The 25,339-nt window shown below is 45.1% G+C and carries 26 protein-coding genes; 14 read left to right on the top strand and 12 right to left on the bottom strand.

Translation table 11 applies throughout. The annotated features are described in order from the left end of the window. Positions 1 to 136 precede the first annotated feature (136 nt). From VIM88_RS02270 to VIM88_RS02225, 10 genes are all read right to left on the bottom strand, one after another. Positions 137 to 3,466: a molybdopterin-dependent oxidoreductase gene (locus tag VIM88_RS02270; protein WP_331861264.1), complete on the bottom strand. Its 3,330-nt coding sequence runs from the start codon at positions 3,464 to 3,466 to the stop codon at positions 137 to 139. 13 nt (positions 3,467 to 3,479) lie between these two features. Continuing rightward, positions 3,480 to 4,430: an NrfD/PsrC family molybdoenzyme membrane anchor subunit gene (gene nrfD / locus VIM88_RS02265; RefSeq protein WP_331861263.1), complete on the bottom strand. Its 951-nt coding sequence runs from the start codon at positions 4,428 to 4,430 to the stop codon at positions 3,480 to 3,482. Between the two features lies 1 nt (position 4,431). Further along, positions 4,432 to 5,184, bottom strand: coding sequence for a 4Fe-4S dicluster domain-containing protein (locus tag VIM88_RS02260; protein WP_331861262.1), 753 nt, complete (start codon positions 5,182 to 5,184; stop codon positions 4,432 to 4,434). A 197-nt stretch (positions 5,185 to 5,381) separates the two neighbouring features. Next, entirely contained in the window at positions 5,382 to 6,404 is a 1,023-nt protein-coding gene (locus VIM88_RS02255) for a HAMP domain-containing sensor histidine kinase (RefSeq protein WP_331861261.1), read from the bottom strand. Beyond that, positions 6,401 to 6,922, bottom strand: a complete 522-nt coding sequence (locus tag VIM88_RS02250) for a thioredoxin family protein (RefSeq protein ID WP_331861260.1) — start codon at positions 6,920 to 6,922, stop codon at positions 6,401 to 6,403. The genes VIM88_RS02255 and VIM88_RS02250 overlap by 4 nt, the downstream gene beginning before the upstream one ends. Before the next feature lie 12 nt (positions 6,923 to 6,934). Next, positions 6,935 to 7,339, bottom strand: coding sequence for a thioredoxin family protein (locus tag VIM88_RS02245; RefSeq protein WP_331861259.1), 405 nt, complete (start codon positions 7,337 to 7,339; stop codon positions 6,935 to 6,937). A gap of 13 nt (positions 7,340 to 7,352) precedes the next feature. Continuing rightward, positions 7,353 to 8,450, bottom strand: coding sequence for a succinyl-diaminopimelate desuccinylase (gene dapE / locus VIM88_RS02240; protein WP_331861258.1), 1,098 nt, complete (start codon positions 8,448 to 8,450; stop codon positions 7,353 to 7,355). 7 nt (positions 8,451 to 8,457) lie between these two features. Further along, complete coding sequence (locus tag VIM88_RS02235) at positions 8,458 to 9,003, bottom strand: YqiA/YcfP family alpha/beta fold hydrolase (protein ID WP_331861257.1); 546 nt, start codon at positions 9,001 to 9,003, stop codon at positions 8,458 to 8,460. 1 nt (position 9,004) lies between these two features. Continuing rightward, positions 9,005 to 9,349: a rhodanese-like domain-containing protein gene (locus tag VIM88_RS02230; RefSeq protein WP_331861256.1), complete on the bottom strand. Its 345-nt coding sequence runs from the start codon at positions 9,347 to 9,349 to the stop codon at positions 9,005 to 9,007. Between the two features lie 62 nt (positions 9,350 to 9,411). Continuing rightward, complete coding sequence (locus tag VIM88_RS02225; protein WP_331861255.1) at positions 9,412 to 9,771, bottom strand: ferredoxin-thioredoxin reductase catalytic domain-containing protein; 360 nt, start codon at positions 9,769 to 9,771, stop codon at positions 9,412 to 9,414. A 101-nt stretch (positions 9,772 to 9,872) separates the two neighbouring features. On the opposite strand from VIM88_RS02225, the gene gatC reads away from it, so the two are divergent. The 13 genes from gatC (at position 9,873) to VIM88_RS02160 (ending at position 22,421) form a co-directional block, all read left to right on the top strand. After that, complete coding sequence (gene gatC / locus VIM88_RS02220) at positions 9,873 to 10,163, top strand: Asp-tRNA(Asn)/Glu-tRNA(Gln) amidotransferase subunit GatC (RefSeq protein WP_331861254.1); 291 nt, start codon at positions 9,873 to 9,875, stop codon at positions 10,161 to 10,163. Positions 10,164 to 10,236: 73 nt separating this feature from the next. Continuing rightward, positions 10,237 to 11,295, top strand: a complete 1,059-nt coding sequence (locus VIM88_RS02215) for a type IV pilus twitching motility protein PilT (protein ID WP_331861253.1) — start codon at positions 10,237 to 10,239, stop codon at positions 11,293 to 11,295. Between the two features lie 84 nt (positions 11,296 to 11,379). Continuing rightward, a complete protein-coding gene (locus VIM88_RS02210) occupies positions 11,380 to 11,985 on the top strand; it encodes a CvpA family protein (protein WP_331861252.1) in 606 nt (201 codons plus the stop codon). Positions 11,986 to 12,001: 16 nt separating this feature from the next. Further along, positions 12,002 to 12,439 carry a transcriptional repressor gene (locus VIM88_RS02205; RefSeq protein ID WP_331861251.1) on the top strand — a complete coding sequence of 146 codons (438 nt, stop codon included), beginning with the start codon at positions 12,002 to 12,004 and terminating at the stop codon, positions 12,437 to 12,439. A 43-nt stretch (positions 12,440 to 12,482) separates the two neighbouring features. Next, positions 12,483 to 14,132, top strand: a complete 1,650-nt coding sequence (gene lysS / locus VIM88_RS02200; RefSeq protein ID WP_331861250.1) for a lysine--tRNA ligase — start codon at positions 12,483 to 12,485, stop codon at positions 14,130 to 14,132. Between the two features lie 48 nt (positions 14,133 to 14,180). Further along, positions 14,181 to 15,431 carry a serine hydroxymethyltransferase gene (locus VIM88_RS02195; RefSeq protein ID WP_331861249.1) on the top strand — a complete coding sequence of 417 codons (1,251 nt, stop codon included), beginning with the start codon at positions 14,181 to 14,183 and terminating at the stop codon, positions 15,429 to 15,431. 116 nt (positions 15,432 to 15,547) lie between these two features. Beyond that, the gene (locus tag VIM88_RS02190; protein WP_331861248.1) at positions 15,548 to 16,042 is read left to right on the top strand and encodes a DUF1882 domain-containing protein; all 495 of its coding nucleotides are present in this window, start codon (positions 15,548 to 15,550) and stop codon (positions 16,040 to 16,042) included. 65 nt (positions 16,043 to 16,107) lie between these two features. Then, complete coding sequence (locus VIM88_RS02185; protein ID WP_331861247.1) at positions 16,108 to 16,956, top strand: SPOR domain-containing protein; 849 nt, start codon at positions 16,108 to 16,110, stop codon at positions 16,954 to 16,956. 17 nt (positions 16,957 to 16,973) lie between these two features. Continuing rightward, on the top strand, positions 16,974 to 18,380 hold the full coding sequence (locus VIM88_RS02180) for an anthranilate synthase component I family protein (RefSeq protein WP_331861246.1): 1,407 nt from the start codon (positions 16,974 to 16,976) through the stop codon (positions 18,378 to 18,380). Between the two features lie 2 nt (positions 18,381 to 18,382). Next, positions 18,383 to 19,180 (top strand): shikimate dehydrogenase, encoded by a 798-nt coding sequence (locus tag VIM88_RS02175; protein ID WP_331861245.1) that lies wholly within the window; start codon positions 18,383 to 18,385, stop codon positions 19,178 to 19,180. Further along, positions 19,177 to 20,514 carry a multiheme c-type cytochrome gene (locus VIM88_RS02170; protein WP_331861244.1) on the top strand — a complete coding sequence of 446 codons (1,338 nt, stop codon included), beginning with the start codon at positions 19,177 to 19,179 and terminating at the stop codon, positions 20,512 to 20,514. Before VIM88_RS02175 ends, VIM88_RS02170 begins: the two co-directional genes overlap by 4 nt. 66 nt (positions 20,515 to 20,580) lie before the next feature. Continuing rightward, the gene (locus VIM88_RS02165; protein ID WP_331861243.1) at positions 20,581 to 21,234 is read left to right on the top strand and encodes a response regulator transcription factor; all 654 of its coding nucleotides are present in this window, start codon (positions 20,581 to 20,583) and stop codon (positions 21,232 to 21,234) included. Beyond that, positions 21,231 to 22,421 carry an ArsS family sensor histidine kinase gene (locus VIM88_RS02160; RefSeq protein ID WP_331861242.1) on the top strand — a complete coding sequence of 397 codons (1,191 nt, stop codon included), beginning with the start codon at positions 21,231 to 21,233 and terminating at the stop codon, positions 22,419 to 22,421. The genes VIM88_RS02165 and VIM88_RS02160 overlap by 4 nt, the downstream gene beginning before the upstream one ends. A 2-nt stretch (positions 22,422 to 22,423) precedes the next feature. Here VIM88_RS02160 and VIM88_RS02155 read toward each other — a convergent pair whose 3' ends face one another. Beyond that, a complete protein-coding gene (locus VIM88_RS02155; protein ID WP_331861241.1) occupies positions 22,424 to 23,764 on the bottom strand; it encodes a class II 3-deoxy-7-phosphoheptulonate synthase in 1,341 nt (446 codons plus the stop codon). Positions 23,765 to 23,884: 120 nt separating this feature from the next. Beyond that, complete coding sequence (gene cmoA, locus VIM88_RS02150; protein WP_331861240.1) at positions 23,885 to 24,592, bottom strand: carboxy-S-adenosyl-L-methionine synthase CmoA; 708 nt, start codon at positions 24,590 to 24,592, stop codon at positions 23,885 to 23,887. A gap of 147 nt (positions 24,593 to 24,739) precedes the next feature. Here cmoA and VIM88_RS02145 point away from each other — a divergent pair. Then, positions 24,740 to 25,339: response regulator (locus tag VIM88_RS02145; RefSeq protein WP_331861239.1), on the top strand; the 600-nt coding region annotated here is incomplete at its 3' end.

Raw genomic sequence — 25,339 nt, 5'->3', positions numbered from 1 at the left:
ATCTGCTTTCATGTTAAATATGTTGGCACTATACCACTTTCAAGATAAATAAGTAATAAGACAATTAATTATCTGGGAAATTGTATCGTGTAGATACTCCCAAGCATTGGCTTGAGAGTATACAAGTAAGCAGGGCTTACTTGATATTTACTGCATAGGCTTTGTCAGACAAAGGCACACAAGGACGCTTGATGTGTTTAGGGCGTCTAATTGTGTCAGTACTGTCAAGTGGACGAGTCAATTTATCTCTCCAAGCCTGGGTGACCTTCATATTATTCTCATAATTCACATATACATCACCGATCTGATCATCTTTACCTGCAGGTTCAAGTACGACCTTTTGGTGCCATGCATGGTTACCGGCAACAGGATCCGGATGAGAAGGTGCTACAGCATTTTGCCATGACCCGGAAAGACCATCCCACCAAATGTTATCAAGGTCTCTGTTGTACTCTTTGAACTGCCAAGAGTCTTTATTTTCATCCATACCGTCGAGGATGCCTTGCGTTGGTTTGAGCGTACCTACTTTACCATCCATTGTCAACTCATAGAGAGGAGAACCAACACCCATCACACCTAATTTGTGTTCAAATCCAGGGATCTCTACTGCATTTTTGAGTTTCCATCTACCTGCGTGGTGTGAACATGCGAGTACGCCTGGCATCGTTGCTTCGGTCGGTACTGCCATAGCGATAAAGTAACCTGACTCAAGACCTGAAACAGTATCCTGGATCGTTACCTTGACCGCATCGCCTCTTTTGATGCCAAGTTTCTTCGCATCTTCGGTATAGATCCATACCGGGTTGTGGTTCTGCGAGATCTCCATAAGGTGCTTGGAGTTTACAGAACGTGTGTGAATATTGTACGGTAATCTGAATACCGTATTCAATGCGAACTCGTTATCACTTTGCATAAAGTCATGGTGTACCTGTGTTACAACGTGTGTCATTTTCTTTCTATCTTCCGCATTCGTCGGATAGATAGGTAAAGCATACTCAGGCCATTTCCACTCTTTAAGCCACTGACAGTAGAATTCAAGTTTTTTACTCAAAGTATGGAAACCTTGCATAAGTTCACCATCAACCTCAACACCGATCGCTGTCTCTTTACCATGACTGTCTGTCGCGGTCAAAACACCGAACTCATCTTTCACCACATCACTCTCATGATACTCATGCCCATGTGAAATATAGGTGTCACCTACTTTTTTCAGTGGTCTCTCCTGCGGTCTGTAGATATTATCTTCTTCCAGCCACGTACCTCTGTCTCTCATCATCTCATAGTTAGGGTACTTGGAATCAGGGTACGCTGCTTTTGCCGCCTTTCTCAAATTAGGAAGGAGGTCAAATGCTGCCTGGTACCACTCTGGGATCGTTACCGCTCTGCTTGGATCTTCTTTTGAAGCCCAGTGCTTTCTGATACCCAATGATCCATCTGGATCTACATGGTGTACCATGATATTTGCCCAGAACTCTACCTCTTCCCATACTTCACCAAGTCCTGCTTTAATGTGCGCTTCCAGTGTAGCTCTTGTTGGGTCTTTTGGCTGCCAGCCCATTTTCTCCAATGCAACTCTTAATGCCGGGTTACGGAAACTTAACCATTTTTTTGGCTCTGTCGCTTCAGAGTGCTGGTCATGTCTTTCACCTGCTAGCCCTGTAGGAAGGATATAGTCACAGTACCAGTTCGTCTCAGACCATGTCGGAGAAAGGTTGAATGACAACTCGATCTTATCTTCTCTCTTAAGCGCTTCGATCCATCTGAAACCATCCGGGTTGATCCAGACCGGGTTATACATACGAGGGATCCATACCGCCAATTTTTCAGGGACGTTCAGTCCTTTTTCGTTCCATTTTTTTCTCCACTCTTCATCTAAAAGAAGGTGCGGCAGAATATGGCTCATTTCATAAGAACTTAATGGATACTCAGGTGGCCATGACAACTCGTTCCATACATCCACTTTTCCTGGTTCTCCGCCATCTACCGTTGCAGCATTACCCTTACCGTTCACAGAGATGACATGCCAGTGGTGCAATCCGACACCACCCTTGTCACCAGCCATTGCACCACGAAGTACAAACGGCAGGAATGCCGATCTTGCGATCATCCATCCGCCTTTGTGACCGATCGGTCCTGCTCTCCAGATGTAGGTTGCCACTCTTGTACCTGCATCGATGAACATATCAAAAAGCTTCTCTACGATACGTTTTTCGATACGACACTCTTCAGCCACAAAATCAAGCGTATACGGGCTGTACATTTCTGCTACCATAGCGATGAACTCTTCATAACTGTCACCCGCAGGCACAGATTTGATATACCCTTTTTCCAGAAGTACATTGAGGTACTCTCTGTCTTTCATCAGCTGATCCCAGTTGACCCAGTTCTTCACAAAATTATGGTTTACCAGAGGCTTGCCGTCAATACCTTTTTCATTCAGGATTCTGTTTGCAAGGTAAAGATAGAGTGCAGTCTCTGTTCCCGGCCAACATGGTACCCAAAGGTCTGCCATACCGGCAGAGTTCGAAAGCCTTGGATCCATAACAACAAGTTTCGCACCTTTTTTACGTGCTTCAGCGATACGACCTGCTGCCTGCTGGAAGTAGTGTCCTGCATCTGCTGCATGTGATGACTGAAGGAAGATCAGCTTCGCATTAGACCAATCCGGTGAGTTTCTATCATCATTTGTCCACTGGATCGTACCCTGTCTTGCACCTGCAGAACAGATGTTTGTATGCGAGTCATAGCCGTCAATACCCATAGAGTGCGGTACACGGTGACCGAATCCGTTCTCGTTTGGACGACCAACATGGTACATGATCGATTTTTTAGAGATCTCATCACCCACTTTGAGCGTGTCATGCATCTTCTTCCCGATCTCTTTCATCGCTTCATCCCAAGTGGTTCTTACCCATTTACCTTCACCTCTTTTAGAACCAGGTGCTCTTTTAAGAGGGAAAGGAATTCTGTCCGGATCATACATTTGTGATTGTGTTGCATACCCTTTCGCACAGTTTCTACCGCGAGATCCTGAGTGTAGCGGGTTACCCATGTATTTACGTACTGCAAGCTGCCCGCCTGCTTTATAGGTTGAAAGGTCAACCCATGCGGTCAGACCACAGGAAGCTTCACAGTTTGAACAGGATGTAGGAACAAGCATATACTCTACGGCTTTGATCCCATCAGGATTGTCTTCGCTTTGTACACCATGTCTGCTAGTACCACCTCTTTTCCAGTCATCTCCGGAAAGCTCTGTAAAACTATCCCACTCTTCAAGCGGCGGATAGAATGCAAGTGTTTTAGGTGTCGGTGTAAATTTCGTTTCTGCCATTGCCGGCGTATCGGCTACAGTTTTGAACACGCCTGCTGCAAGTGTTGCGCCTGCGACAGAGTATGCTGTACCTTTAAGGAAACTTCTTCTACCTTCGATAAAATTTTTATCTTCTGTATTCATTGATTTTGTCATAGATATCTTCTCCTTAACTTAATGGTAACATTTGTGGGATCTTAAGCCATACATCTTTTACCAAGAATAATCCTACCAATGCTAAAATAGCTGCAAATCTAAGCAGCGTTATATTTTCTGATCTCATATAGCTTAATCCAATAAAGAATGGAATAATAAATCCAAGTGTCATACCAAACCAGAATTCTACACTATATGGACCGCCTGCGTGCACATAGGCCAAGGTCGCTTCCGCTTCAGAAGATTTAAATGAGAAGAAGTACTCACCCATATACATCATGAAACTGAACAGTACCGCCATAGTAAGTATCAAGGCAAGATCTTTTCTCGCCTCTTTACTCCAAGAACCAGAAACAAAAATAAGTGCCGCAGAACCAGCCATAAGCGCTGCCCACATCATTTGCATCACTTCAGTCGGTGCCTGCCATAACTCTCTTGCACTTGATTGTGCCATGATGATCGCCGTATATGTTGTCACAGGGATCGCCAAAAATACCAGGAAAGGTATGATTTTTTCATACACTGCAGAATTGTTTCTAGCCAGTGCTGTAAGCTTACACTTCTTACCGCCAAGACCCGGGAATGCATCCGCCACACCGATGATCATCAGTATCGTAATAAGACCCAGGAACAAGGATGCCAACCAGGCACCTACAGTAATAGAGGAAGTCCAGTGCGGGTGTGTGAAAATGTGGATCATTCTATAAGGCTGGTGCAGATCGATCAATGTGAACAATAGGAATACGTTCAATGATACAAATGCAAGCACCGGCATCAGCCATCTTAGGTTAGGCATATCTTCTTTTTTATGTCTGAACCATAAGAATGCCGCCAAAAATACGACACCGGTACCAATACTTTTTGCCCACATATTCACAGTAATAATGCTACCCCAAACAATACCTTGGATAGGTACATCCAATGTAACGATCGCCTGTGTTGCGTTAATTGTATTTTCAACCATCTTAGTGACCTCCCTCTTGTGTATCAGCATCTGTTGCGGATTCGATCAAACTTGCATTGTCTTTTGGTCCATGATCTCCAGCAAATGGCGCCAGGAATCTGTCAAGAATACCGTGATTTTTATCTCCTACGTGCTCCAAGTGCGTAATGTCATTGAAGAGACTGAAGCCTTCGATTCTCTGATGTGCAAGCGGGTTCAATGTTGCATTACCGCCACCTACATAAAAGTGTGTCGGAGACGTATGCTTCTCCGGCTTACGTACCTGAACAGCACCTTTATGCTCCATGATATACAATGAAATATGACTGTGGTCATCTTCAAGGTCACCGAAAATGTTCGCTTCTACCGGGCACGCTACCACACATGCCGGCATCAAACTGCTTTCAATACGGTGAGCACAGTACGTACACTTATCTGCTGTATTTGTCTCAGGGTCCATATAGATCGCTCCGTAAGGACATGCCATCATACAACCAGCACAACCGATACATCTCTCACTGTCAATATTTACAATACCATTCTCTAAATAATGTAATGCAGATACCGGACAGATACGTTCACATGGTGCGTTTTCACAATGGTTACAACGTAGCGGCGTAAATGAACGTCTGGTATCCGGGAATGTTCCCAGATCGATATATTTGACGCGTAAACGCCAAGAACTCAATGGAACTTCATTTTCCACTTTACAAGCAATCTCACAACCTTTACAACCCATACATAGGTTAAGGTCAACCAAGAAACCTAATTTCATGCTTCCTCCTTAAATTTAGCTCATCTTATAATAATTATAAGTACCCACCGATCCGTACAGACCAGGGGATGACGCATGGAACAATAGTATAAAAGTTTGGTTTAAATAATGGTTATTTACTGAAAGAAAACAAAGTTTTTACAGGGGTGTTTCAAAAGGGAATTTTAACTATCAATTTTTATGAATAAAATCATCAATTAAATTTTGAAAGAAAAAGTGGACCCCTTCTCTTCCTCGCTCTCGATCTCCAGGGAAGTATCGTGCAGTGCAAGGATCTTTTTCACTATCGAAAGTCCCAGTCCCATTGAATTATCCCAGCTGTGTGTACCTGAGCGATAAAACTTTTTAGTGACCTTTGAAATATCCTCTGAGGAGATACCTGCGCCTTTGTCTACCACAGAGAGTCGGCCATCCTCTATCTTGACCAGCACCTCATCCTTGGAATACTTCAGTGCATTTTCTATCAGGTTCTTTAGCACGACCTCCAAAAGGGTACGGTCCGCATCGACCATATAGGGACTTCCCTCTATCACGATCTCCCTCTGGGGATACTTCTCTTCAAGCGAAATTTTTACTTCTTCTACTAATTTGTAGAGATCGAAATTGCTCGGATGCAAGGTGGCTTCTCCGCTCTCGAACTTGTTCCATAGTACCAGTCTGCTGAGCAGTGACTCTATTTTTACCCCATTGTTATAGATCTTTCGCAGAAATTTTTCTTGCAGTTCGGAAGGAATATCTTTATCTTCGTCCAAAGTTTGCGCATATCCCATTATGGAGGCTATAGGGTTTCGGAACTCATGTGCGATCGCCGATATCATATCGGCACGCTGACGGTTCTTAAGTTTCAGTTTTGCATTGTAACGCTGTTTGATATCTTCACGTTTTTTGGCGCTTTGGATCACTTTAATGAGATTTTGATTGATATCTTCAAACTCTTTGGTAAAAAATTGCGCTTTGTAGTCGATATTGTCTATTTTCTCAAGTTTATCCAAATATTTGTTGATCAGCTGCAGTTCCCGCTGCATATGCTCCGCCCCGCGATTTATCGCATAGATAAATATTGAAAACCCCGAAATCAAGATGGCTATAGCGATGAGTACGGTGGTTCCATCCGGTATGAAGATCCAAAAGAGTATACTGAACACTACACTGGTGGCCACTGCCAAGGTAACCAGCCTGGCCATGATATATTCAGTAAAATGAGGACGTCTGAATATCATTGGTATCCTTCATTATCCTCTGCAAGCTCATCCAGGTAGCCTGCAAAATCTTCCGTCATAAAATAGCCGATCACAGACTCTATCATCTCTTGATCCGGCTGCATAAAATAAAAACTTGGTATCGCCCCTGTAAACTCTTCAATGCGTTTTGCCGTCTTCTTGTCTGATCTCTTCACTTTTAACAAGATATAGGATTGCAGTCTCTTTTGTACTTTCGGATCGGATAAGGCGCCTTTTTTCATCTTCATGCACCATTTGCACTCTTCCTCCTCGATCATGACCATGACATTTTTGCGCTCGTTTTTTGCACGTTCGAATGCTTCATCCATATCTGTTTCCCAATGCAGTTTTTCAAATGCAGCCAATGACGCTTTTTCTTCTTTCTCTTTGCTCGTGTCGCTTTTTTGAGCTTTTACTGCGGTGAGATCAGCCGGCTTACAGTGCTCTTCGCCATACCCCTGAAGAAAACATAGAGAAAAACATGCAATGACCTGCACCATTTTTTTCATAGTTGACATGCCGCTCACTTTTTATTGATTGCAGTTATAGTTGGTTCTGTTTTCTACACTGTCGATACAATCAGTGAACTTTCTTATATTGCGATATCCTAGAATCTCTTTGATGACCGCTTTTTCCTCCGTCATAAAGAAAACGGTAGGCACCCCTTCTACCGGTGGCAATACTGACATGGCAGCGTCATCTTCTCTCATCACCTTGACGACAATAAATTTCTCAAGTCTCTTTTCCACACTTTCATCCGTCAACGTGCGATGTTTGAATTTTTTACACCATCTGCAATTTTCACCTTCTACCAGTACCATCACATCTTTCTGTTCTTTTTTTGCCAGCGCGAACGCTGTATCCAGATCTTTTGTCCACTCAAGAGAAAAGAGTGTACTCGATAAAAGCAAAATACCTAATATTATTTTATTCATACTCATCCTTCAATCAATTAAAATGTTTTACCATATCTTTAAATACCTCACAAAGCGCTTCCACCTCTTTGATGGATGTTCGCTCATTGGGGGCATGTATCGTGTCATTGATGACACCGAACTCTACCACATCGATCCCAAAGGCACCCATGAACCTTGCATCACTGGTACCCCCGGCCGTAGAAAATTTTGTTTCCACACCGGTGACATTTTTGATACTCGAAGAGAGTTGTTTCACTATTTTAGAATCTCTCTGCGTCACGAACGGGTAGGACCCCTGTGTCAATTCCAAACTGTAATCCAAGCCCGCAAAGTATTTATCGATATGGAGTCTAACCTCTTGTTGTGTAGTTTTAGTGGAATTGCGTACATTGAACATCATCTTTAAGGTGCCCGGTGTTACATTGGTCACTTCCATGCCGGCACGTATGTCCGTGATCACCATCTTGCTCGGTGCAAAGTCGTCATCACCGCTGTCCAGGTCCACGCCGGCGATCTTGTCCAGAATAGGAGCGATCTGGTGTACAGGGTTGACCGCCTTTTCAGGATAGGCGGCATGCCCCTGCTTCCCGTTCAGTGTCAGATACCCGTTGATCGAGCCCCGTCTTCCTATCTTGATCGCATCACCGAACACCGTTTCGCATGTCGGTTCTGCGACAATGCAGTAATCGGGTAGAGCCCCTATCTCTTTGAGGTGTTCAAGCATGACCGAGGTTCCGTATTTCCCTTCACCCTCTTCATCGGAAGTGAGCAGTACGGAAAGCGTACCTTCAAAATGCTCGATCTCTTTACAGGTCTGTACGAAAGCGGCCACACCGGACTTCATATCCTGTGCACCGCGGGCATAGATGTTCCCCTCTTTTATGACAGGAACAAAAGGATTGGTCTCCCATTTATCGCCCGGTGGTACGACATCGACATGTCCTGCAAAACACAGGTGAGGACCCTCTGCGAACTTTCTGGATAGAAAAAGATTTTTTACACCCTCTTTGTTCACATAGATCGCCTCATATCCATCCAGGTACGTTTCAATGAACTTCAAAGCACCGTCATCATCCGGTGTTAAGGACTTAAAACTCAACAGTTTAAGCAGGAGGTCAACTACATTCATACTATTCTCATTTTCTAAATTTTTCTATCATGGACATATAGGCATCAATATTTTCAAAACGGTGGTTCCCGCCATACTCCACGATCACTTTGTGCGTATTATAGAGAGATTGTGCTTTAGTATAATCCAAGACTTCATCTTCACTTTGTAAAAGTACCAGATAGGTCCCGTGCTTTATCTCCGTTTCCAGTGTTTCTAACTGCGCGATATAGCTGGACTTGAATTCAAACACCTCTTCATCGCAAAAACGTTTTTGCCACCCCACATAGGCGGACAGTGTCTTCCACGGTTGGGTCGAAGGGTTCAAAAGGATCGCTTTCATGGCATATTTTTCTGCAAAGTAGGTGGCATAAAATCCGCCTAGAGAGGAGCCTATCAGGGTATCGATATCCTCGTGCATGATAAGGGAATCTATGTAGGTAATGGCATCAAGCGGCGCGTAAGGCAGATCGGGTGAAAGCACGTTCCCTTCACCGAAATAGCTTTTGAGCGCTTTGGACTTGTTGCCCTCGCCACATGACCCAAAACCATGAAGATAGAGTATTTTGCCCATTTTACTGTTCGATCTCACCTTGGTAGGTCACAATACCTCCGTAGTGGTTGATCACACCGGTATGCCCGTGCTGCATAAAGACCTGTTGCACCTGTGCACTTCTATTGCCTGTACGACAGGTGAAGATGACCTTTTTGTCTTTTGTGCCTGTTAAAAGATCATGCGCCCATTCCTGAAAAGCGGTCGTAGGTTTGAGCATGTCAACGCCTTTGATATGCCCCATGTTATATTCCATCTCTTCTCTTACGTCTACAAGAAGAAAGTCCACTTTCCCCTCTTCTCTGGCTTCAAGAAGTATCTCGAGTTCTTCAGAATTGATATCATGTTGCTCTAATAGTGTCTGCAAATCATTGTCTCCTGCTATAAAGTAATCGAATAATTATAGTCAATAATTATTATAATCTGCTGTTAAGACTTGCTTTGCGCCTCCTGCTCGGCTCTGTACTCAGGTGTACAGAAGATCTGACAGTGACAGATACCATCCTCCGGTATCTCTTTTTCTATCGCTGGTTTGCAGGGGCATATCCTGTCATCCGTACTTTTATATTTTCCCGGCTTCTCTTCGTCAGGTTCAACCAAATAGCACGGACAAAATCTTTTACCGTACAGCATCTTATGTCTTGCAAGTCCGAGTGTTACCCCTTCATTCACATCCTCATTGATACTGTAGACCCATCCTTTGCTCTCGCATACTTTATCTGTAAATTTCTTGGTTTTTTCCAACTCTGCTTTGAACTCATCTGACTGCATATCCAATAGCTGTTGCATATACTCTCCTTAGTAATGACATTTTATCTGTAGTTTATATCTTAAACTAAATTAATATATAATGAGACCAACTGTAAAACTTAATGACCCGAGGCAGATATATGAAAATAGACAACACCGTTTTGGCCAAACTTGAAAAACTCTCCCATCTCAGAATAAGTGATGCCAAAAAAGAAGAAGTAATGGAGCAGCTCTCAGGTATACTCACCTACGTTGACAATCTCAACGAGCTGGACACCTCTGCACTGGATGCCACATTCTCCACGCTCGATGGAGGCACCCCTTTAAGAGAAGACACTCCTAGAGAACCGGACAATATCGCCAAAGATATCCTCTCTCATGCACCGCAAAGCAAGGATGATTTCTTTATCGTACCAGCCATCATCGAATAAGTATAAAACAGGGTGATAGTTGGATATAATGACTCTCAATATCTAAATAACAATACATGAATAAAGGATAAACATGGCCGCTTTTGACATCAAAAAACTGCTTCAGAGTGTCGTGACACACGGAGCTTCAGACCTTCACCTTGTGAGTCGTACCGAACCGCAGATCAGACTTGACGGCGTACTGAAACCTGTCAACCTTCCCAAACTTACCGGAGAAGATATCGAAGAGATGTGTTATTCACTGATCACAGAGAAGCAAAAACAGCAGTTTGAAGAGTATGATGAACTGGACTTCGCACTTCTGCTCCCTGGTATAGGACGATTCAGAGCGAACTTTTACCGTACGCTAGGAGATACGGCAGCGGCCTTCAGGATCATTCCGATCGATGTGCCTTCTTTGGATGATCTTGGTGCACCGGAGGTGTACAAAAGACTGATCAAAAGAGAAAAAGGGCTTATCCTCGTGACCGGGCCGACAGGTTCCGGTAAGTCAACGACGCTTGCAGCCATGCTCAACGAGATAAACCTGCATGAGCAAAAACATATCATCACCGTGGAAGATCCGGTGGAATTCATCCACCAGAACAAAAAATGTGTCTTCTCTCACAGAGGGGTCGGCGAAGATACGGCTTCTTTTGCCAAAGCACTCAAATATGCAATGCGTCAAGACCCGGATATCATACTCATCGGGGAGATGAGGGATAAGGAGACCATCGAGGCAGCCCTTACCGCGGCGGAAACCGGTCACCTTGTTTTCGGTACCCTTCACACCTCTTCCGCACCGGGAACCGTCAACCGTATCATCGATGTATTTACAGGAGATGAACAACCGCAGATCAGGGCGATGATCGCCTCTTCCCTCGTGGCTGTGATCGCACAGGCACTGCTTCCCAAACTGGGAGGAGGACGAGTGGCCGCTTCGGAGATCCTTGTGACCAACCATGCCATATCAAACCTTATCCGTGAAGACAAAGTACACCAGATCTATTCACAAATGCAACTGGGTCAGGGAGATACAGGGATGCAGACACAGACACAGGCACTGCTTAAATTCCTCAGAGACGGGAAGATCAGCAAGGATATTGCTCTTCAATATGCCAACAGACCGGATGAGCTACGTACCAAATTGTAATCTGTCCGGATACATCTCTAAAAGCACTTTTAGAGATATATCGATACAATACGTTAATCAACAGTAATTTAAGCAAGGGATACTATGGATTTTTCAATGATGGACTTCAACTATTTTGATGTCACGATATCGGCTATCGTACTGATATTGGGTATCAAAGGATTTATGCAAGGATTTATCAAAGAGGTTTTTGGTCTTCTGGGACTTGTAGCGGGTGTCTACTTCGCATCCAGACTGTCTGAGAAAGCGGCAGACTTTATTGATACCAACTTTTTACATCTTGAAAATGCGGCATTGCTCAAACTGATCGGCTTTATGGCCATTTTGATACTCGTTTGGACGGGTGCCACAATGCTTGGAGCTATATTTTCAAAACTTACCAGTGAGAGCGGACTGGGGTTTTTGAACCGTCTTTTTGGTTTCATCGTAGGAGGAGGAAAATATTTTCTAATCTTTGCACTGATCGTTACAGCACTCTCGAATGTAACGCTCATCAAAGACAACCTTGAGAAATATGTGGAAGACTCCGTACTCTACCCTTATCTCAAGGAAGCAGGTTCCTACCTTATCAATCTGGATACCTCTGAGTTGGGATTGACGACGTCTGAAGTGACAGAAGTCGTTACTTCCCCTGACAACAATGCTTCCGGCACTGAAAATAATACTACCGCTCCAACAGTAGTGCAATAAAAAAGCAAGGTCCAGTATGATCACCTATCCCTCACTTTTAGAAAAGTTTCAAACACTTTTAAAAGAGAACACACTTAAGTTCACGAAACAAAGAGAGCTTGTTCTCAAGTTTCTGTACGAAAATGAGGGGCATTTTACTCCCGAGGACATCTATACATTGCTGAAGCAGCAGCATCCCGAAATCAATATCGGCATAGCAACCGTCTATCGTACGCTTTCTCTGCTGGAGACAGCAGAGATCGCCAGTTCCATCTCATTTGGGGTACAGGGGAAAAAATATGAACTTGGGCTCAAGAAACACCATGACCATCTTATTTGCAGCAAGTGCGGAAAGATCATCGAGTTTTACGATGAGACGATGGAAGCAAGACAGGAAGAGATAGCCAAAAAGTTCAATTTCCACATGACCGACCATACGATGAAGATCGTCGGACTTTGTGAAGATTGCCAATAATCCAAAGACTACATCGAACTTATATTACAATACAGGAGACCGCTTGATATTTGAAAATCAATATATTCAAGAACGCATTAAAAAAGCAGAAAAACTAAGAGAAGAGGGCATCAACCCCTACCCCAATCAGATCGAAAAGGGAACACCCTCTACAACATTTTTAGAAGAGTGTGCTTATATCAAAGCGCAAGAGGCCGAGGAGAAAAAAGACGAAAGCAGAACCTACTCGCTGACAGGAAGACTCAAATTTATCCGTATCATGGGGAAGGCCGCTTTTGCCAAGATAGAAGATGCCGAAGGGCTGGTGCAGATCTATTACAACAGGGATGAACTTCCTGAAGGCTTCTATAACAACATTGCAAAGAAACTCTTTGAGGTCGGTGATATCATCGAAGCCACAGGCTACCCTTTTGTGACGCAGACCGGTGAGATCACGCTGCACTGCAAGCAGATGAGGATCGTCTCAAAGGCCATCTCCCCGCTTCCTGAGAAGTTCCATGGACTGCAGGACCAGGAGCTCAGATACAGACAGCGCTACCTGGATATGATCATGAACCCGGAGGTCAAAGAGAACTTCGTGATGCGCAGCAGGATCGTTTCACTGGTCAGAAGATTTTTCGAGGAAAAAAGCTTCCTGGAAGTGGAAACCCCTATGATGCACCCTATTCCCGGCGGAGCGAATGCCAAGCCGTTCATCACCCATCATAATGCCTTGGATGTGGAGCGATATCTGCGTATCGCACCTGAGCTTTACCTCAAACGTCTGATCGTCGGTGGTATGGAAGCGGTGTTTGAAATAAACAGGAACTTCAGAAATGAAGGGATGGACCATACCCACAACCCCGAGTTCACGATGATAGAGTTCTACTGGGCCTACAAAACCTACACCGATCTGATGGAGATCACCGAAGCACTGTTCGACTACCTTTTTGAGAACCTAAAGCTGGAGAGAAAACTCCCGTATGGCGACCTGGAGATAGACTTCACCACACCGTTTGCAAAGATACCTTACATAGAATCGCTCACCAGCATTGGTGGTGTACCTGCAGAGGTTGCTACAGACAAAGAGAAAGCCCTGGCCTATCTTGCAGCCCATAATGTCAAAGTAGACGCCAACCTTACTCTCGGGTACCTGCAGGCGGAACTCTTTGATGAGTTTGTGGAAGGCAAGCTGATCAATCCTACCTATATCACTGATTTCCCGGTCGATATCTCACCGCTTGCAAGAAGATCGGATGAAAACCCGGACATCGCGGAGCGTTTTGAACTTTTCATGGCAGGCAAAGAGATCGCCAACGGCTTCTCGGAACTGAATGACCCGATAGACCAATATGAAAGGTTCAAGGGGCAGGTGGATGCAAAGGAAGCGACCAATGATGATGAGGCGATGCATATGGATACCGACTATGTCAAAGCGCTCAGCTACGGTATGACCCCGACTGCGGGTGAAGGTATAGGGATCGACCGGCTTGTCATGATGCTGACGAACCAGCACAGTATACGTGACGTCCTGCTCTTCCCTGCCATGAAGCCTGAAGTACCGAGGCCTGAGCTGCAGCCGCTGTGCGACATAGAGAGTATCTGCAAAAAGTGCGGACATGATGTTGCGGAAGAACTCAAACCTGCCAAGAAGGGCAAAGGGATGTTCTGCATCGATGTTGCAGCCTGCAAAGAGAGAAGTACTGCTAAATAAAAGTAATTTTTGGATATAAATTCACCAATAAACCTAGAAGGAAACATTATGTCATATGCCATAGAAACTTTTGACCCGGAGATTTTTCAAGCGATTGAAAATGAGAGAAAAAGACAAACCGATCACCTGGAGATGATCGCTTCTGAAAACTTTACCATCCCTGCGGTGATGGAAGCGATGGGTTCGGTTTTTACGAACAAATATGCAGAAGGGTATCCCAATAAAAGATACTATGGCGGATGTGAATATGCCGACGTCGTGGAACAGCTTGCCATAGACAGAGCCTGCGAGCTTTTTGGGTGTAACTATGCGAATGTACAACCGCATTCAGGATCTCAGGCGAATGGTGCTGTCTATGCGGCGCTCCTTAAAGCCGGAGAGAAGATCCTTGGTATGGACCTTAGCCACGGGGGACATCTTACACATGGATCCAAGCCTAGCTTCTCCGGTAAGAACTACCAGAGCTTCACCTACGGTGTGGAGCTTGACGGTCGTATCAACTATGACAAAGTACTGGAGATCGCTCAGATCGTACAGCCAAAGATCATCGTATGTGGTGCCTCTGCCTATGCCAGAGAGATAGACTTTAAAAAGTTCAGAGAGATCGCCGATGCCGTAGGTGCTATCTTGTTTGCCGATATTGCCCACATCGCAGGTCTGGTATGTGCCGGCGAACACCCCAGCCCGTTCCCTTATGCGGATGTCGTGACCACGACCACGCACAAAACGCTTGCTGGTCCTCGTGGCGGTATGATCATGACCAATGACGAAGAGATCGCCAAAAAGATCAATTCAGCGATATTCCCCGGACTTCAGGGCGGGCCGCTTGTGCACGTCATCGCGGCAAAAGCTGTAGGATTCAAACACAACCTCAGTGATGCATGGAAGGTCTATGCAAAGCAGGTCAAAGCCAACGCAAAAGTACTGGCGGACGTACTGATGAAGAGAGGTTATGATGTCGTATCTGACGGTACGGACAACCACCTGGTGCTTCTTTCATTCCTGAACAAAGATTTCTCCGGTAAAGATGCGGATGCTGCACTGGGTGCGGCAGGTATCACGGTCAACAAGAACACGGTTCCGGGTGAGACCAGAAGCCCGTTCGTCACTTCGGGTGTACGTATCGGTTCTCCTGCGCTTACAAGCAGAGGTATGAAAGAGAAAGAGTTTGAGCTGATCGCGAACAAAATCGCTGATGTACTGGACAATATCAATGACGCGGCACTACATGCGAAGATCAAAGAAGAGATGAAAGCACTGGCACAAGATTTTGTGATCTATGACAAAGCCATCTATTAACAGGAGACCTTTTGCATAAAGTCCAAAAGGTTACCGCACTACCGCTGCGTTTACTTCAGCTCTCAGCTTATGGGGCTGGCGGCGTTGATCACACTCCCACGCTTGAGGTGAAATAGTTGAAAATATTTGACCTTGAGCTTTTTGATACCCACTACTACATCAAACGCAACACGATCGTCGAGCAGATACAGTTCGATAACCGTACCTTTTATGCCAAGTTCGAACGTATCGATGAACCGCTGACCCCCCTGCTGTTCGAACAGCACCGAAACAGGCAATTCGTTATCGCTGCACCATTGCTGAAAAATAACCGTACCAACTATCTTGTCATTGAGTATAAGGGGGAAGAGCACAAAAGATTTCGCCATCTGGTCAGGCACTTGTTCAAGACCATGCAGCTTTCTGACTTCTATATCTACCAGGGGAAAGATGAGGAAAGAGTGCAGGTATTTATCAAAGTCGAACAGTTGACTTTGGAGGAAGCAGATGCACAGCTACAAACACTTTCAGATGCGCTCAAAGAAAAAATGACCAAAAAATGGAAATGTCTGCCTTCCGCAGCCCTTCCCGAAGCCTATAATATCGTCACGCTACCCTATAATACATTTTAGGATTTAAATAATATATCTAAATATGATATAATCAATGTAAAATTATATCTGGAGATTTCCTTCTTATGCATGACCACAATCTTGATGACCTGATTATCGAAAATGTTGAACCTAAATACCGTAAAACGAAAAGCCTTTTAACCATTATCGCACTGCTGATCGTTGTGTTGATCGTGGCGATCATCTTTACCAAAACGTTACTCAAAACGCCGGACAACAGTGATCTTGCTTTTGAAGAGGATACCACAGAAATGATAGCGCCCGAGCTGAAGCTCAAAGAACCGGCCAATGTACCTGAACCAGAGAAAGCGCCATCGCTTTCCACTGTCGCTGAAAGCGGGATCAAAGCACCCGCAGACCAGACAGACAGACCGGAAGCAGCCATCCAAAAAGAGGAAACTGCTCCTGAGCTGAGACTGCCGACCGCTGGACCTGAAGTGGCAGAAGCCCCTGCGGCTTCAAGCAAAGAAACAGCACTCAGTGAAAAGGATGCCGCTGACATAGCCTACTGGGAATCGGTGCAGGAACAGAGAAAAGCGGCAGAAGCAGCCAAAGCGGATGCAGAGCAAAAAGCAGCCAAGACCGCCGCAAGATCTGTGCAGGCCACAGAACCTGCCCAGCCTAAGAAAACACCGGCACCTGCTCGTCAAAAGCCTGCCGCTGCCAAACCTGTTCCCGCTGCAGTATCTGCCAAGAGATACTATATACAGGTAGGTGCCTTTAAAAAGCAGCCCAGCAAACAATTTTTGGCGATCATCAAGAACAATGGGCTGAACTATCATATGACAGCACCTAACGCGAACAACCTGAAACATTTGCTCGTCGGTCCCTACAATGACCAGGCCTCTGCCAACCGTGCACTTGTACTTGTAAGAGACCGTGTCATGAAGCGTGCTTTTATAGTTGTAAAGTAGTAAAAAGGTAAATCAAAATGCACAAAACAATACTTTTTGATCAACTGACGCCTGTTGCGCTGTATGGTAAGATAAAAGAGCTCTTCCCCGATGAGATCACCATGCTTTTTGAAAGTGTGGTCAATACCAGCGAAGGCAACTTCTCTTTCATTACCATCGGTGCACAGGAACGTCTCAGATATAAAGATAAAAAAAGTACCTATACGGATCAAAGCGGTGAAAGCAGGATATTGGAAGAAGACCCTTTCAGCTTTTTAAAAAACTATTACCGCCAGGTTGACAAGGATGCTTACAAGGAAAAAGCTTCAGAAGTAGGATTCTCTTTTGTCGATGGGTTTATAGGTTTCATCGCCTATGACATGGTAAAGGTATTTGAACCTGTACTGGAAAAGAGTATGGACAAGCTGCTCGATCCGCTTGATACGCCTGATCTCGATCTGGTACGTCCCAAGATCATTATCGCCTATTCGCACAAAAGTGCAAAGCTCACGATGATCCTCAATGATGACACTATGGCATCCGGGATAAGCGCTATAGAGGATATCCTGCAGAACAGCTGTACCCCCATGCCGCTTAAAGCGGTAAAACTTGAAGGCGAAGGTACTTTCAGTATAGACGAAGCCCGTTTCAAGGAGCTGGTGGTAGAATCAAAAGAAAACATACGTGCCGGGGATATTTTCCAAATACTGCTGGCCAACAGGTACACACAGAAAGGCCAGGTGGACCCGTTGAGTTTTTATCGGATACTCCGTTCCAAAAACCCTTCTCCCTACCTCTTCCTGCTGGACTATGAAGATTTTTCCATCTGTGGCTCTTCCCCGGAAGTCATGGTGCGTCTGACGGACGGTGAGATACTCTTGCGTCCGATCGCGGGTACACGCAAACGCGGCAAAAATAAAGCACGCGACAAAGAGCTCGAACAAGAAATGCTGCATGACCCCAAAGAGTGTGCCGAGCACCTGATGCTGATAGACCTGGGACGCAATGATGTCGGCCGTGTGGCAAAGACCGGTACGGTGAAAGTGACCGACATGATGCGTGTCGAAAAATACTCCCATGTGATGCATATGGTATCGGATGTGGAAGCGGTACTGGAAGAGGATAAAGATATGTTCGACCTGTTCGCCGCGACCTTTACCGCTGGGACGATGACCGGCGCCCCCAAAATAGAAGCGATGAAGCTCATCGCCCAGTATGAAGGGCTCAAGCGCGGTTTCTATTCCGGTTCGGTCGGGTATTTCTCATTTGACGGCAATATGGACTCGGCCATCGCCATACGTACCTCGCTCATCAAACCCGACAGTATCACCCTGCAGGCCGGTGCGGGTGTCGTAGCGGACTCGAAACCGGAACTGGAATACCTGGAAGTGAAAAACAAGCTCGGTGCGCTGCTCTCTACGCTGAAAGAAATGGAAACACTCTAAAGATGAGCAAAACACTCTTTGCCATCTTCGGAAATCCTGTCTCCCACTCCAAATCTCCCTTGATGCATAATCTCGCGTTTGAGAAATTGGGATTTGACGGATGTTATGCCCGCTATCTGCTTGAAGACGGCTCAAGGCTCAAAGAGACTTTTTTTGATCTCAAACTTAAAGGTGTCAATGTTACCGTCCCCCATAAAGAAGATGCCTATGAAGCATGTGATGTACTGGATCCCTTTGCACAAAAGGTAGGTGCGGTCAACACCATCGTGGAAAAAGAGGGCAAACTCTATGGCTACAATACAGATGCGCCCGGTTTTTTAAAGGCGATCTCAGAATTCGACGCTGTAAAAACGGTACTCTTTTTAGGTGCCGGAGGGACTGCAAAGTCTACCGCCATCCTACTCAAGGAGGCTGGGTATGATGTCGCTATCCTGAACCGGAGCGGAGGAAGGCTCACCTACTTTCAGGAGCATGGCTTCCAGACCTATACTTTTGATGATTTTGTCCCCCGGGCCTATGACCTCATCATCAATATGACCTCCGCGGGACTTGAAGATGATGCACTTCCCTGTCCCTCTGATATACTCGAAAAGGTGATCCCTTCGGCCAAGGCCTGTGTCGATGTCATCTATGGGAAAGAGACCCCGTTTTTAAAACTTGCAAGAACCTATCAGAAGCCTACCAAAGACGGAAGCGACATGCTGCTCTACCAGGGCATTATCGCCTTTGAGTATTTCACCGGGCATGCCTATACCTTTAATGCCATCAAGCAGCATATGCAAAAGGCATTGATACTATGAAAAAGATCCTCGCAATCTGCATACTTTTGGTAGTGGTCATTGCGGGGATTATCTGGATGAACCTTCCCAAGATCACCCCCTACTATACGCAACTTACGACCGTACGTGTCGGTCTGAATCTTGACCTTCAGCCCAGAGAACAGCAGGGTGCCCATTTTGTCGGTTCGCAAACGTGCAAAAAGTGCCATAAAAGTGAAGCACATGCCTGGGAAGACTCGCTGCACTCCAAAATGATACAGAACATCCAACAGGACCCTTCTGCTGTTGTAGCAGACTTTTCCCAGTTGCCCAAGGATGCTGACTTTACATTGGCCCAGGCTGTCTACACGGTAGGGAGCAAGTTCAAGCAGCGCTATATGGTCCCTGCCACCATCAACGGCAAGGAGGACTTTAGACTGGGAAATTACCAGTGGAATGTTGAGACCAGGCAATGGCAGACATACAGACCCTATGACGACTGGTACAAAGAGTCATACCCACACGATAACAAGGCATTTCCCACATCCAATACCTGTGACGGCTGCCACTTTACCGGATACATGGCAACGGCAGAGCGTATAGAACCTTCCATCTCCTGCGAAAGCTGTCATGGCCCGGGAAGTCAGCATGCCAAAGATCCGGACAATGACATCTTTAAAGCCAGTCTCACCGATCCTATCCGTACCAATGAGGTCTGTTTTCAGTGCCATATGAGAAATCGGGACAAACGCATTGAGACACAGAGGATCCGGATGAAGGACCTCTGGATGGATGCCACAGATTTTCCCGATGGCTATGAACCGGGCAAACCGCTGATAAGCTATAAGCTCCCAGCGCCTTTTGCCTTGGGCGAAGAGACAGAAGAGTTTTGGGCCAATGGTGCAGCGAAGAAGAACAGGACCCAGGGAAATGAGTATATCCATGATAGCATGTACCGGCACGGTATCACTTGTATCAATTGCCATGATCCGCATAAACTGACCAATACCGCGCAAACTTCTGAAGGGAATGATGCCTGCATGAAGTGTCATACCTTTGGGTCCATCATCGGGCCGCACCAGGGGACACTGGAAGAACACACACACCATGAAGCCGACTCCAAAGGCTCTCTGTGCATAGAGTGTCATATGCCCAAAACCGCCAAACATACGAGCAGGTCGCCATTTACGGTACGTTCACATCTCTTCTCCTTTACCTACCCTGCACAAACCAAAGCCTATGGAATGCCTGCAGAGACCAATGCCTGTTTCAGCTGCCATACAGATAAAACACTGGAGACACTGCAAAACGATCTGAAAGACTGGGGAAAACTGGAATGGGAGAAACTGGAGCTTCCCCCGAATGGTTTCGACTAGGCTATTTGACTTCAATTAACCTTTAGTCACTAAAATAAATCTATAAGATAAACGATGAGGTAGTAGATGATTAATATATTGATGATCGAAGATGATGCGGAATTTGCGGAACTTCTGACTGAATATCTTGCCCAATACGACATGAAAGTCACCAATTTTGAAGATCCCTACCTGGGTCTCAGTGCCGGTGTGAAAAAGTATGACCTGCTGATCCTGGATCTTACACTCCCCGGTATGGACGGTCTGGAAGTCTGTAAAGAGGTCGTGGAAAAGTACGATATCCCTATCATCATCTCTTCAGCACGTTCGGATATCAATGATAAGGTGGAAGGTTTGGCTTTGGGTGCGGACGACTATCTCCCCAAACCCTATGACCCCAAAGAGATGTATGCCCGCATCACTTCTCTGTTAAGACGCTACTCCAAGTCAAGCAGCGGCCAGATCACTGCTCCCAAAAGTGACTTTGAAGTGAAGGGGGATACCATCTACTTTAAAGAGGAGCCGCTCACTTTGACCCCTGCTGAATTTGAAGTCCTCTCTTTGCTTGTCAAACACCAGGGCATTACCCAGTCACGTGAACAGATCATCAATGCATCAGCCGCTATGAGCATGGACTCGCAAGGAAAGAGTCTGGATGTGATCATATCGAAGATACGTACGAAACTCGGTGACAACAAACGTATACAGGCCGTTCGCGGTGTAGGCTATAAGCTCGTATGATCATTACTTCACTGCGCAGTAAAATAAGGGTTGTCTTTGCCATCACACTGCTTCTATTGGGTGCACTCTTCATATTTTCCATCAAGTACGACCATGCGATCACCGAAGAGAGGAATGTCGCACAGGAGCAGGCCATCTCACACTATCTCTATAACTATTATTTGAAATATGGAAAGATAGATGAGGCCTATCTTGAGGCGCAGAATGTCTCACTGATCACCGATAAGGGGATGGTCGTTCAGATCGAGCGTTTTTTTAAAGAGAAAGGCGAACTGAAACGGTATGCCGTCGATACGTTCCATCTCAAACGTATCATCATCATCAACAATGACAGATTCAAGCTGATACTTGAAAACAAAAATAAACCGAAGTTTCCTCTCAAGCGTGCACTTATTTTCTCGACGGTCTTTCTTCTGATCATTGTGTTGTATTTATGGATCATGAAAAGTTTAAATCCCCTTTCCAAGCTCAAAAGCCAGATAAAGACATTCTCTCAGGGAAACCTGGACATAGAGTGTAAAAGCGACAAAAAGGATGAGATAGCGGAGGTCGCCAATGAATTCGATCATGCGGTGACGATGATACGTGAACTCCTGCATGCACGCCAGCTCTTTTTACGTGCGATCATGCATGAGCTCAAGACACCCATTGCCAAAGGGAGACTGGTCAGTGAAATGCTTGTGGATGAAAAAAATAAAGCCCGTATGCACAGTATCTTTGAAAGGCTCAATCTCCTGATAGACGAATTTGCGAAGATCGAAAAGATCACTTCCAAGAACTTCGATCTTACGATCAAGCCTTATAGAATGAGTGACCTGCTTGAAGCCAGTGAAGATATGCTGATGATAGAAAATCCAAAGCATTACATCACTGTGGAGGTCAAAAAAGACTACACGCTAGATGCGGACTTTGAACTCTTTACCCTGGTGATCAAGAATCTGCTTGACAACGGCATCAAGTACAGCACAGACAAGCACATCACCGTGGTCATTGACAACAGGACATTAAAGATCACAAACAAAGGGGAAGCCCTGCCAGAACCTTTGGAGAACTACTTCAAACCTTTCCATGCCTCTAAAAGAGGATTGGGATTGGGGCTTTATATCGTAAAAAGTATCTTGGATATACACCAAATGGAGTTACGCTATACCTATGAAGATGGAAAGAACATCTTCACGGTAGTATAAGATTATTCAGATTCCGTGTCTGAAAGCATAAAGGCAAGCTCTAAAGCCTGAGATGCATTCAGTCTCGGATCACACTGCGTGTGGTAACGGCTTGCCAGCCCTTCTGCTGTGATCGCACAAGAGGTACTACCAGTACACTCGGTCACATCGTTTCCTGTCATCTCCAGGTGGATACCTGCCGCGACAGTTCCCATCTCTTCATGGATCGCAAAGAACTGCTGTACCTCTGAAAGAATGTTGTCAAAATCTCTGGTCTTGAATCCTGTGGAGCTCTTTTCAACATTCCCGTGCATAGGGTCACAGGACCATACCACATTTTTCCCTTCATCTCTTACACGCTTGAGCAGTTTCGGGAAATACTCTCTGATCTTGCTTGCACCCATACGGACGATAAGGTTCAATCTTCCCTCTTCGTTCTTGGGGTTGAGCGCATCGATAAGCTCTATCAGCTCATCTTCTCCCATCGTCGGCCCGACCTTACAGCCGATAGGGTTCTGAATACCCCTGAAGTATTCGATATGGGCTTCCTTCAGGTCTCTGGTTCTGTCACCTATCCACAACATATGTGCTGAACAGTCATACCATTCGCCTGTCTCAGAATCTTGTCTGGTCAGTGCCTCTTCGTAATTGAGCAGCAGTGCTTCATGTGAAGTATAGAGTGTCGTTTGGTGTAACTGCGGTATGGTGTCACTGTCAAGACCGCATGCCGCCATAAACTTCATCGCATGGTCGATCTTGGTACTGAGCTCATCATAACGCTTCCCAAGCGGATTGTCTTTAATGAAGTCCAGGTTCCACTGGTGTACCTTCTTGAGATCTGCCAAGCCCCCTCTTGAAAATGCGCGTAACAGGTTGAGTGTCGCAGCAGACTGATTATAGGCTTTGAGCATGTTTTTAGGATTCGGTACCCTTGCTGCTTCATCAAATTCGATACTGTTGATAATATCTCCGCGGTAGCTTGGCAGACTTACACCGTCCACCTCTTCAAAATCAGAAGATCTGGGCTTTGCGAACTGTCCTGCGATACGCCCCACTTTTATCACAGGTTTCCCTGTACCATACATGAACACCATGTTCATCTGAAGCATCAGTTTGAAAAGGTTTTTGATAGTGCCTGCACTAAAATCCGAGAAGCTCTCGGCACAATCCCCACCCTGAAGCAGAAAGGCTTCGCCACGTCCGGCGCGTGCAAGTTGTTCTTTCAGTTTTCTTGCCTCACCCGCAAATATCAGCGGTGGGTAGGAACCCAGTTCTTCTTCCACTTTTTTAAGAAGTTCTTGGTCTTGGTATGTTGGCTGCTGCTTTATGGGAAATGCTCTCCAACTACTAGGTGTCCAACTCATACATGATCCTTAAAAAATAAATTGGATGATTATAGCTAAAAAAGATGAAAAGAAGATGTTTGGGTTATTCACCCCTGTGAAAGAGAAGTGAATAACTTTTGTATATAATTAAAATAAGATTTACTTTTTCACTACAAAAGTCACAAAATTTGCCCACTGAAAAATCGTTTCTACCTGTTTGAATCCTGCATCTTTGCACATCTGTATATTCTCTTTGATCGTGAAAGGAACGAGGACATTTTCCAGGGCTTCGCGCTTCTGTGCTATCTCGTATTCGCTGTACCCCTGCTCTTTTTTGTACGCATAATAGATATCTATCATCTCTTTGTCCAGTTTTTTGTCTGCAAAGACCACTTTCTCGGAAAAGATAAAGAGTCCATCCTCTTTCAGCCCCTGATAGAGCTTTTTCAGCAGTTCTATACGCTGCAGGGGTCGGATGAACTGCAGTGTATAGTTTGCGACAATGATATCTTCCTCGCTGTACGTATAGGTCAGCATATCGGCCAGTTCGAGCTCAATATCTGCGCCAAAGGCCTGACATTTCTGTGCTGCCCTGTCCAGCATGGCCTGCGAATTATCAAGCCCTTTGAGGTGCATTTTCACATCCATTTTGCTGTGGAGGTCCAACAGGAACTTTGCGGTAGAGGAGCCGAGATCAAGGACTTTTTTCCCCTCTTCCTGTTCTGCAAGTATCAAAGAGATGATCAGCTTTCGTACCTCGTCATAAAAAGGTACCGAACGACTCAACATGTCATCAAAAACAGAAGCCACTGCTTCATCGAATTCAAACTTCTTCTCTATGGGCTTATTGAATACTTTATCTTTCATTATTGTTTCTTTATATTTTATTGTGCCATTATAGTAAAAGAGTATTCTAAATCAGTTGAAGCGCTATATTTGCTCCTCTCATATCTTTTCATGAAAGTCAAAGCATTTTCTACTTAGAATTAGAAATAAGGGATTAGAATTGGAAATATGGAAAAATTAACTATACTTATCGTAGACGATGACAAAACCACTACCTCTATACTCAATCATATGCTGTATGCCTATACAGACAATATCATTACGGCCTCTGATGGCCTGGAGGGGCTCAGGCTTTTTAAAGAACACCGACCGGATATTATTCTCTCAGATATCAACATGCCGCATATGAACGGTCTGGAGATGGCCGAGGAGATAAGAAAGCTGGACGAGCATGTCAAAATAGCCATTTTTACGGACTTTGAAAAACGGGATATTCTTCTGAAAGCGATCGAGCTTGGTGTCAACCAGTTCCTTTCAAAGCCATTTGCATCCAAAAGTTTTTCAAAGACCATACAACAGCTATACAGTGAAGTGATAGAAAAAAGAAAGATCAATCGAGAGATCCGAAGACAGCAGAACATACTTCATGCCATCAATGAAATGTCGCACAACTTTTTACAGCAGTCAGACTGGATGAAAGCCCTGTATCAAGAGATGGAAAACCTTAAAGAGGCATCTCAGATGTCCTGTATATTCATCTATCAGAATGAACAGGACAACCACAATCTCTCAGCACAAAAACTTTTATATATCAACGATAATTCAGAA

Source organism: Sulfurovum sp., from assembly GCF_036568385.1.
Classification (GTDB): domain Bacteria; phylum Campylobacterota; class Campylobacteria; order Campylobacterales; family Sulfurovaceae; genus Sulfurovum.
The sequence above is the reverse complement of the archived record's forward strand: the minus strand, read 5'-3'. Positions and strand labels throughout refer to the sequence as shown.

What these genes read in the sequence shown, in the direction of transcription:
- VIM88_RS02210 (WP_331861252.1), top strand. Translation starts at nt 11,380, where the DNA reads ATGGATTTTTCAATGATGGACTTCAACTATTTTGATGTCACGATATCG.
- gatC (WP_331861254.1), top strand. Translation starts at nt 9,873, where the DNA reads ATGAAAATAGACAACACCGTTTTGGCCAAACTTGAAAAACTCTCCCAT.
- cmoA (WP_331861240.1), bottom strand. Translation starts at nt 24,592, where the DNA reads ATGAAAGATAAAGTATTCAATAAGCCCATAGAGAAGAAGTTTGAATTC.
- VIM88_RS02235 (WP_331861257.1), bottom strand. Translation starts at nt 9,003, where the DNA reads ATGGGCAAAATACTCTATCTTCATGGTTTTGGGTCATGTGGCGAGGGC.
- VIM88_RS02160 (WP_331861242.1), top strand. Translation starts at nt 21,231, where the DNA reads ATGATCATTACTTCACTGCGCAGTAAAATAAGGGTTGTCTTTGCCATC.
- VIM88_RS02270 (WP_331861264.1), bottom strand. Translation starts at nt 3,466, where the DNA reads ATGACAAAATCAATGAATACAGAAGATAAAAATTTTATCGAAGGTAGA.
- VIM88_RS02250 (WP_331861260.1), bottom strand. Translation starts at nt 6,922, where the DNA reads ATGTCAACTATGAAAAAAATGGTGCAGGTCATTGCATGTTTTTCTCTA.
- VIM88_RS02175 (WP_331861245.1), top strand. Translation starts at nt 18,383, where the DNA reads ATGAGCAAAACACTCTTTGCCATCTTCGGAAATCCTGTCTCCCACTCC.
- VIM88_RS02165 (WP_331861243.1), top strand. Translation starts at nt 20,581, where the DNA reads ATGATTAATATATTGATGATCGAAGATGATGCGGAATTTGCGGAACTT.
- VIM88_RS02155 (WP_331861241.1), bottom strand. Translation starts at nt 23,764, where the DNA reads ATGAGTTGGACACCTAGTAGTTGGAGAGCATTTCCCATAAAGCAGCAG.
- nrfD (WP_331861263.1), bottom strand. Translation starts at nt 4,430, where the DNA reads ATGGTTGAAAATACAATTAACGCAACACAGGCGATCGTTACATTGGAT.
- VIM88_RS02245 (WP_331861259.1), bottom strand. Translation starts at nt 7,339, where the DNA reads ATGAATAAAATAATATTAGGTATTTTGCTTTTATCGAGTACACTCTTT.
- VIM88_RS02185 (WP_331861247.1), top strand. Translation starts at nt 16,108, where the DNA reads ATGCATGACCACAATCTTGATGACCTGATTATCGAAAATGTTGAACCT.
- VIM88_RS02170 (WP_331861244.1), top strand. Translation starts at nt 19,177, where the DNA reads ATGAAAAAGATCCTCGCAATCTGCATACTTTTGGTAGTGGTCATTGCG.
- VIM88_RS02215 (WP_331861253.1), top strand. Translation starts at nt 10,237, where the DNA reads ATGGCCGCTTTTGACATCAAAAAACTGCTTCAGAGTGTCGTGACACAC.
- dapE (WP_331861258.1), bottom strand. Translation starts at nt 8,450, where the DNA reads ATGAATGTAGTTGACCTCCTGCTTAAACTGTTGAGTTTTAAGTCCTTA.
- VIM88_RS02205 (WP_331861251.1), top strand. Translation starts at nt 12,002, where the DNA reads ATGATCACCTATCCCTCACTTTTAGAAAAGTTTCAAACACTTTTAAAA.
- VIM88_RS02195 (WP_331861249.1), top strand. Translation starts at nt 14,181, where the DNA reads ATGTCATATGCCATAGAAACTTTTGACCCGGAGATTTTTCAAGCGATT.
- VIM88_RS02180 (WP_331861246.1), top strand. Translation starts at nt 16,974, where the DNA reads ATGCACAAAACAATACTTTTTGATCAACTGACGCCTGTTGCGCTGTAT.
- VIM88_RS02260 (WP_331861262.1), bottom strand. Translation starts at nt 5,184, where the DNA reads ATGAAATTAGGTTTCTTGGTTGACCTTAACCTATGTATGGGTTGTAAA.
- VIM88_RS02255 (WP_331861261.1), bottom strand. Translation starts at nt 6,404, where the DNA reads ATGATATTCAGACGTCCTCATTTTACTGAATATATCATGGCCAGGCTG.
- VIM88_RS02225 (WP_331861255.1), bottom strand. Translation starts at nt 9,771, where the DNA reads ATGCAACAGCTATTGGATATGCAGTCAGATGAGTTCAAAGCAGAGTTG.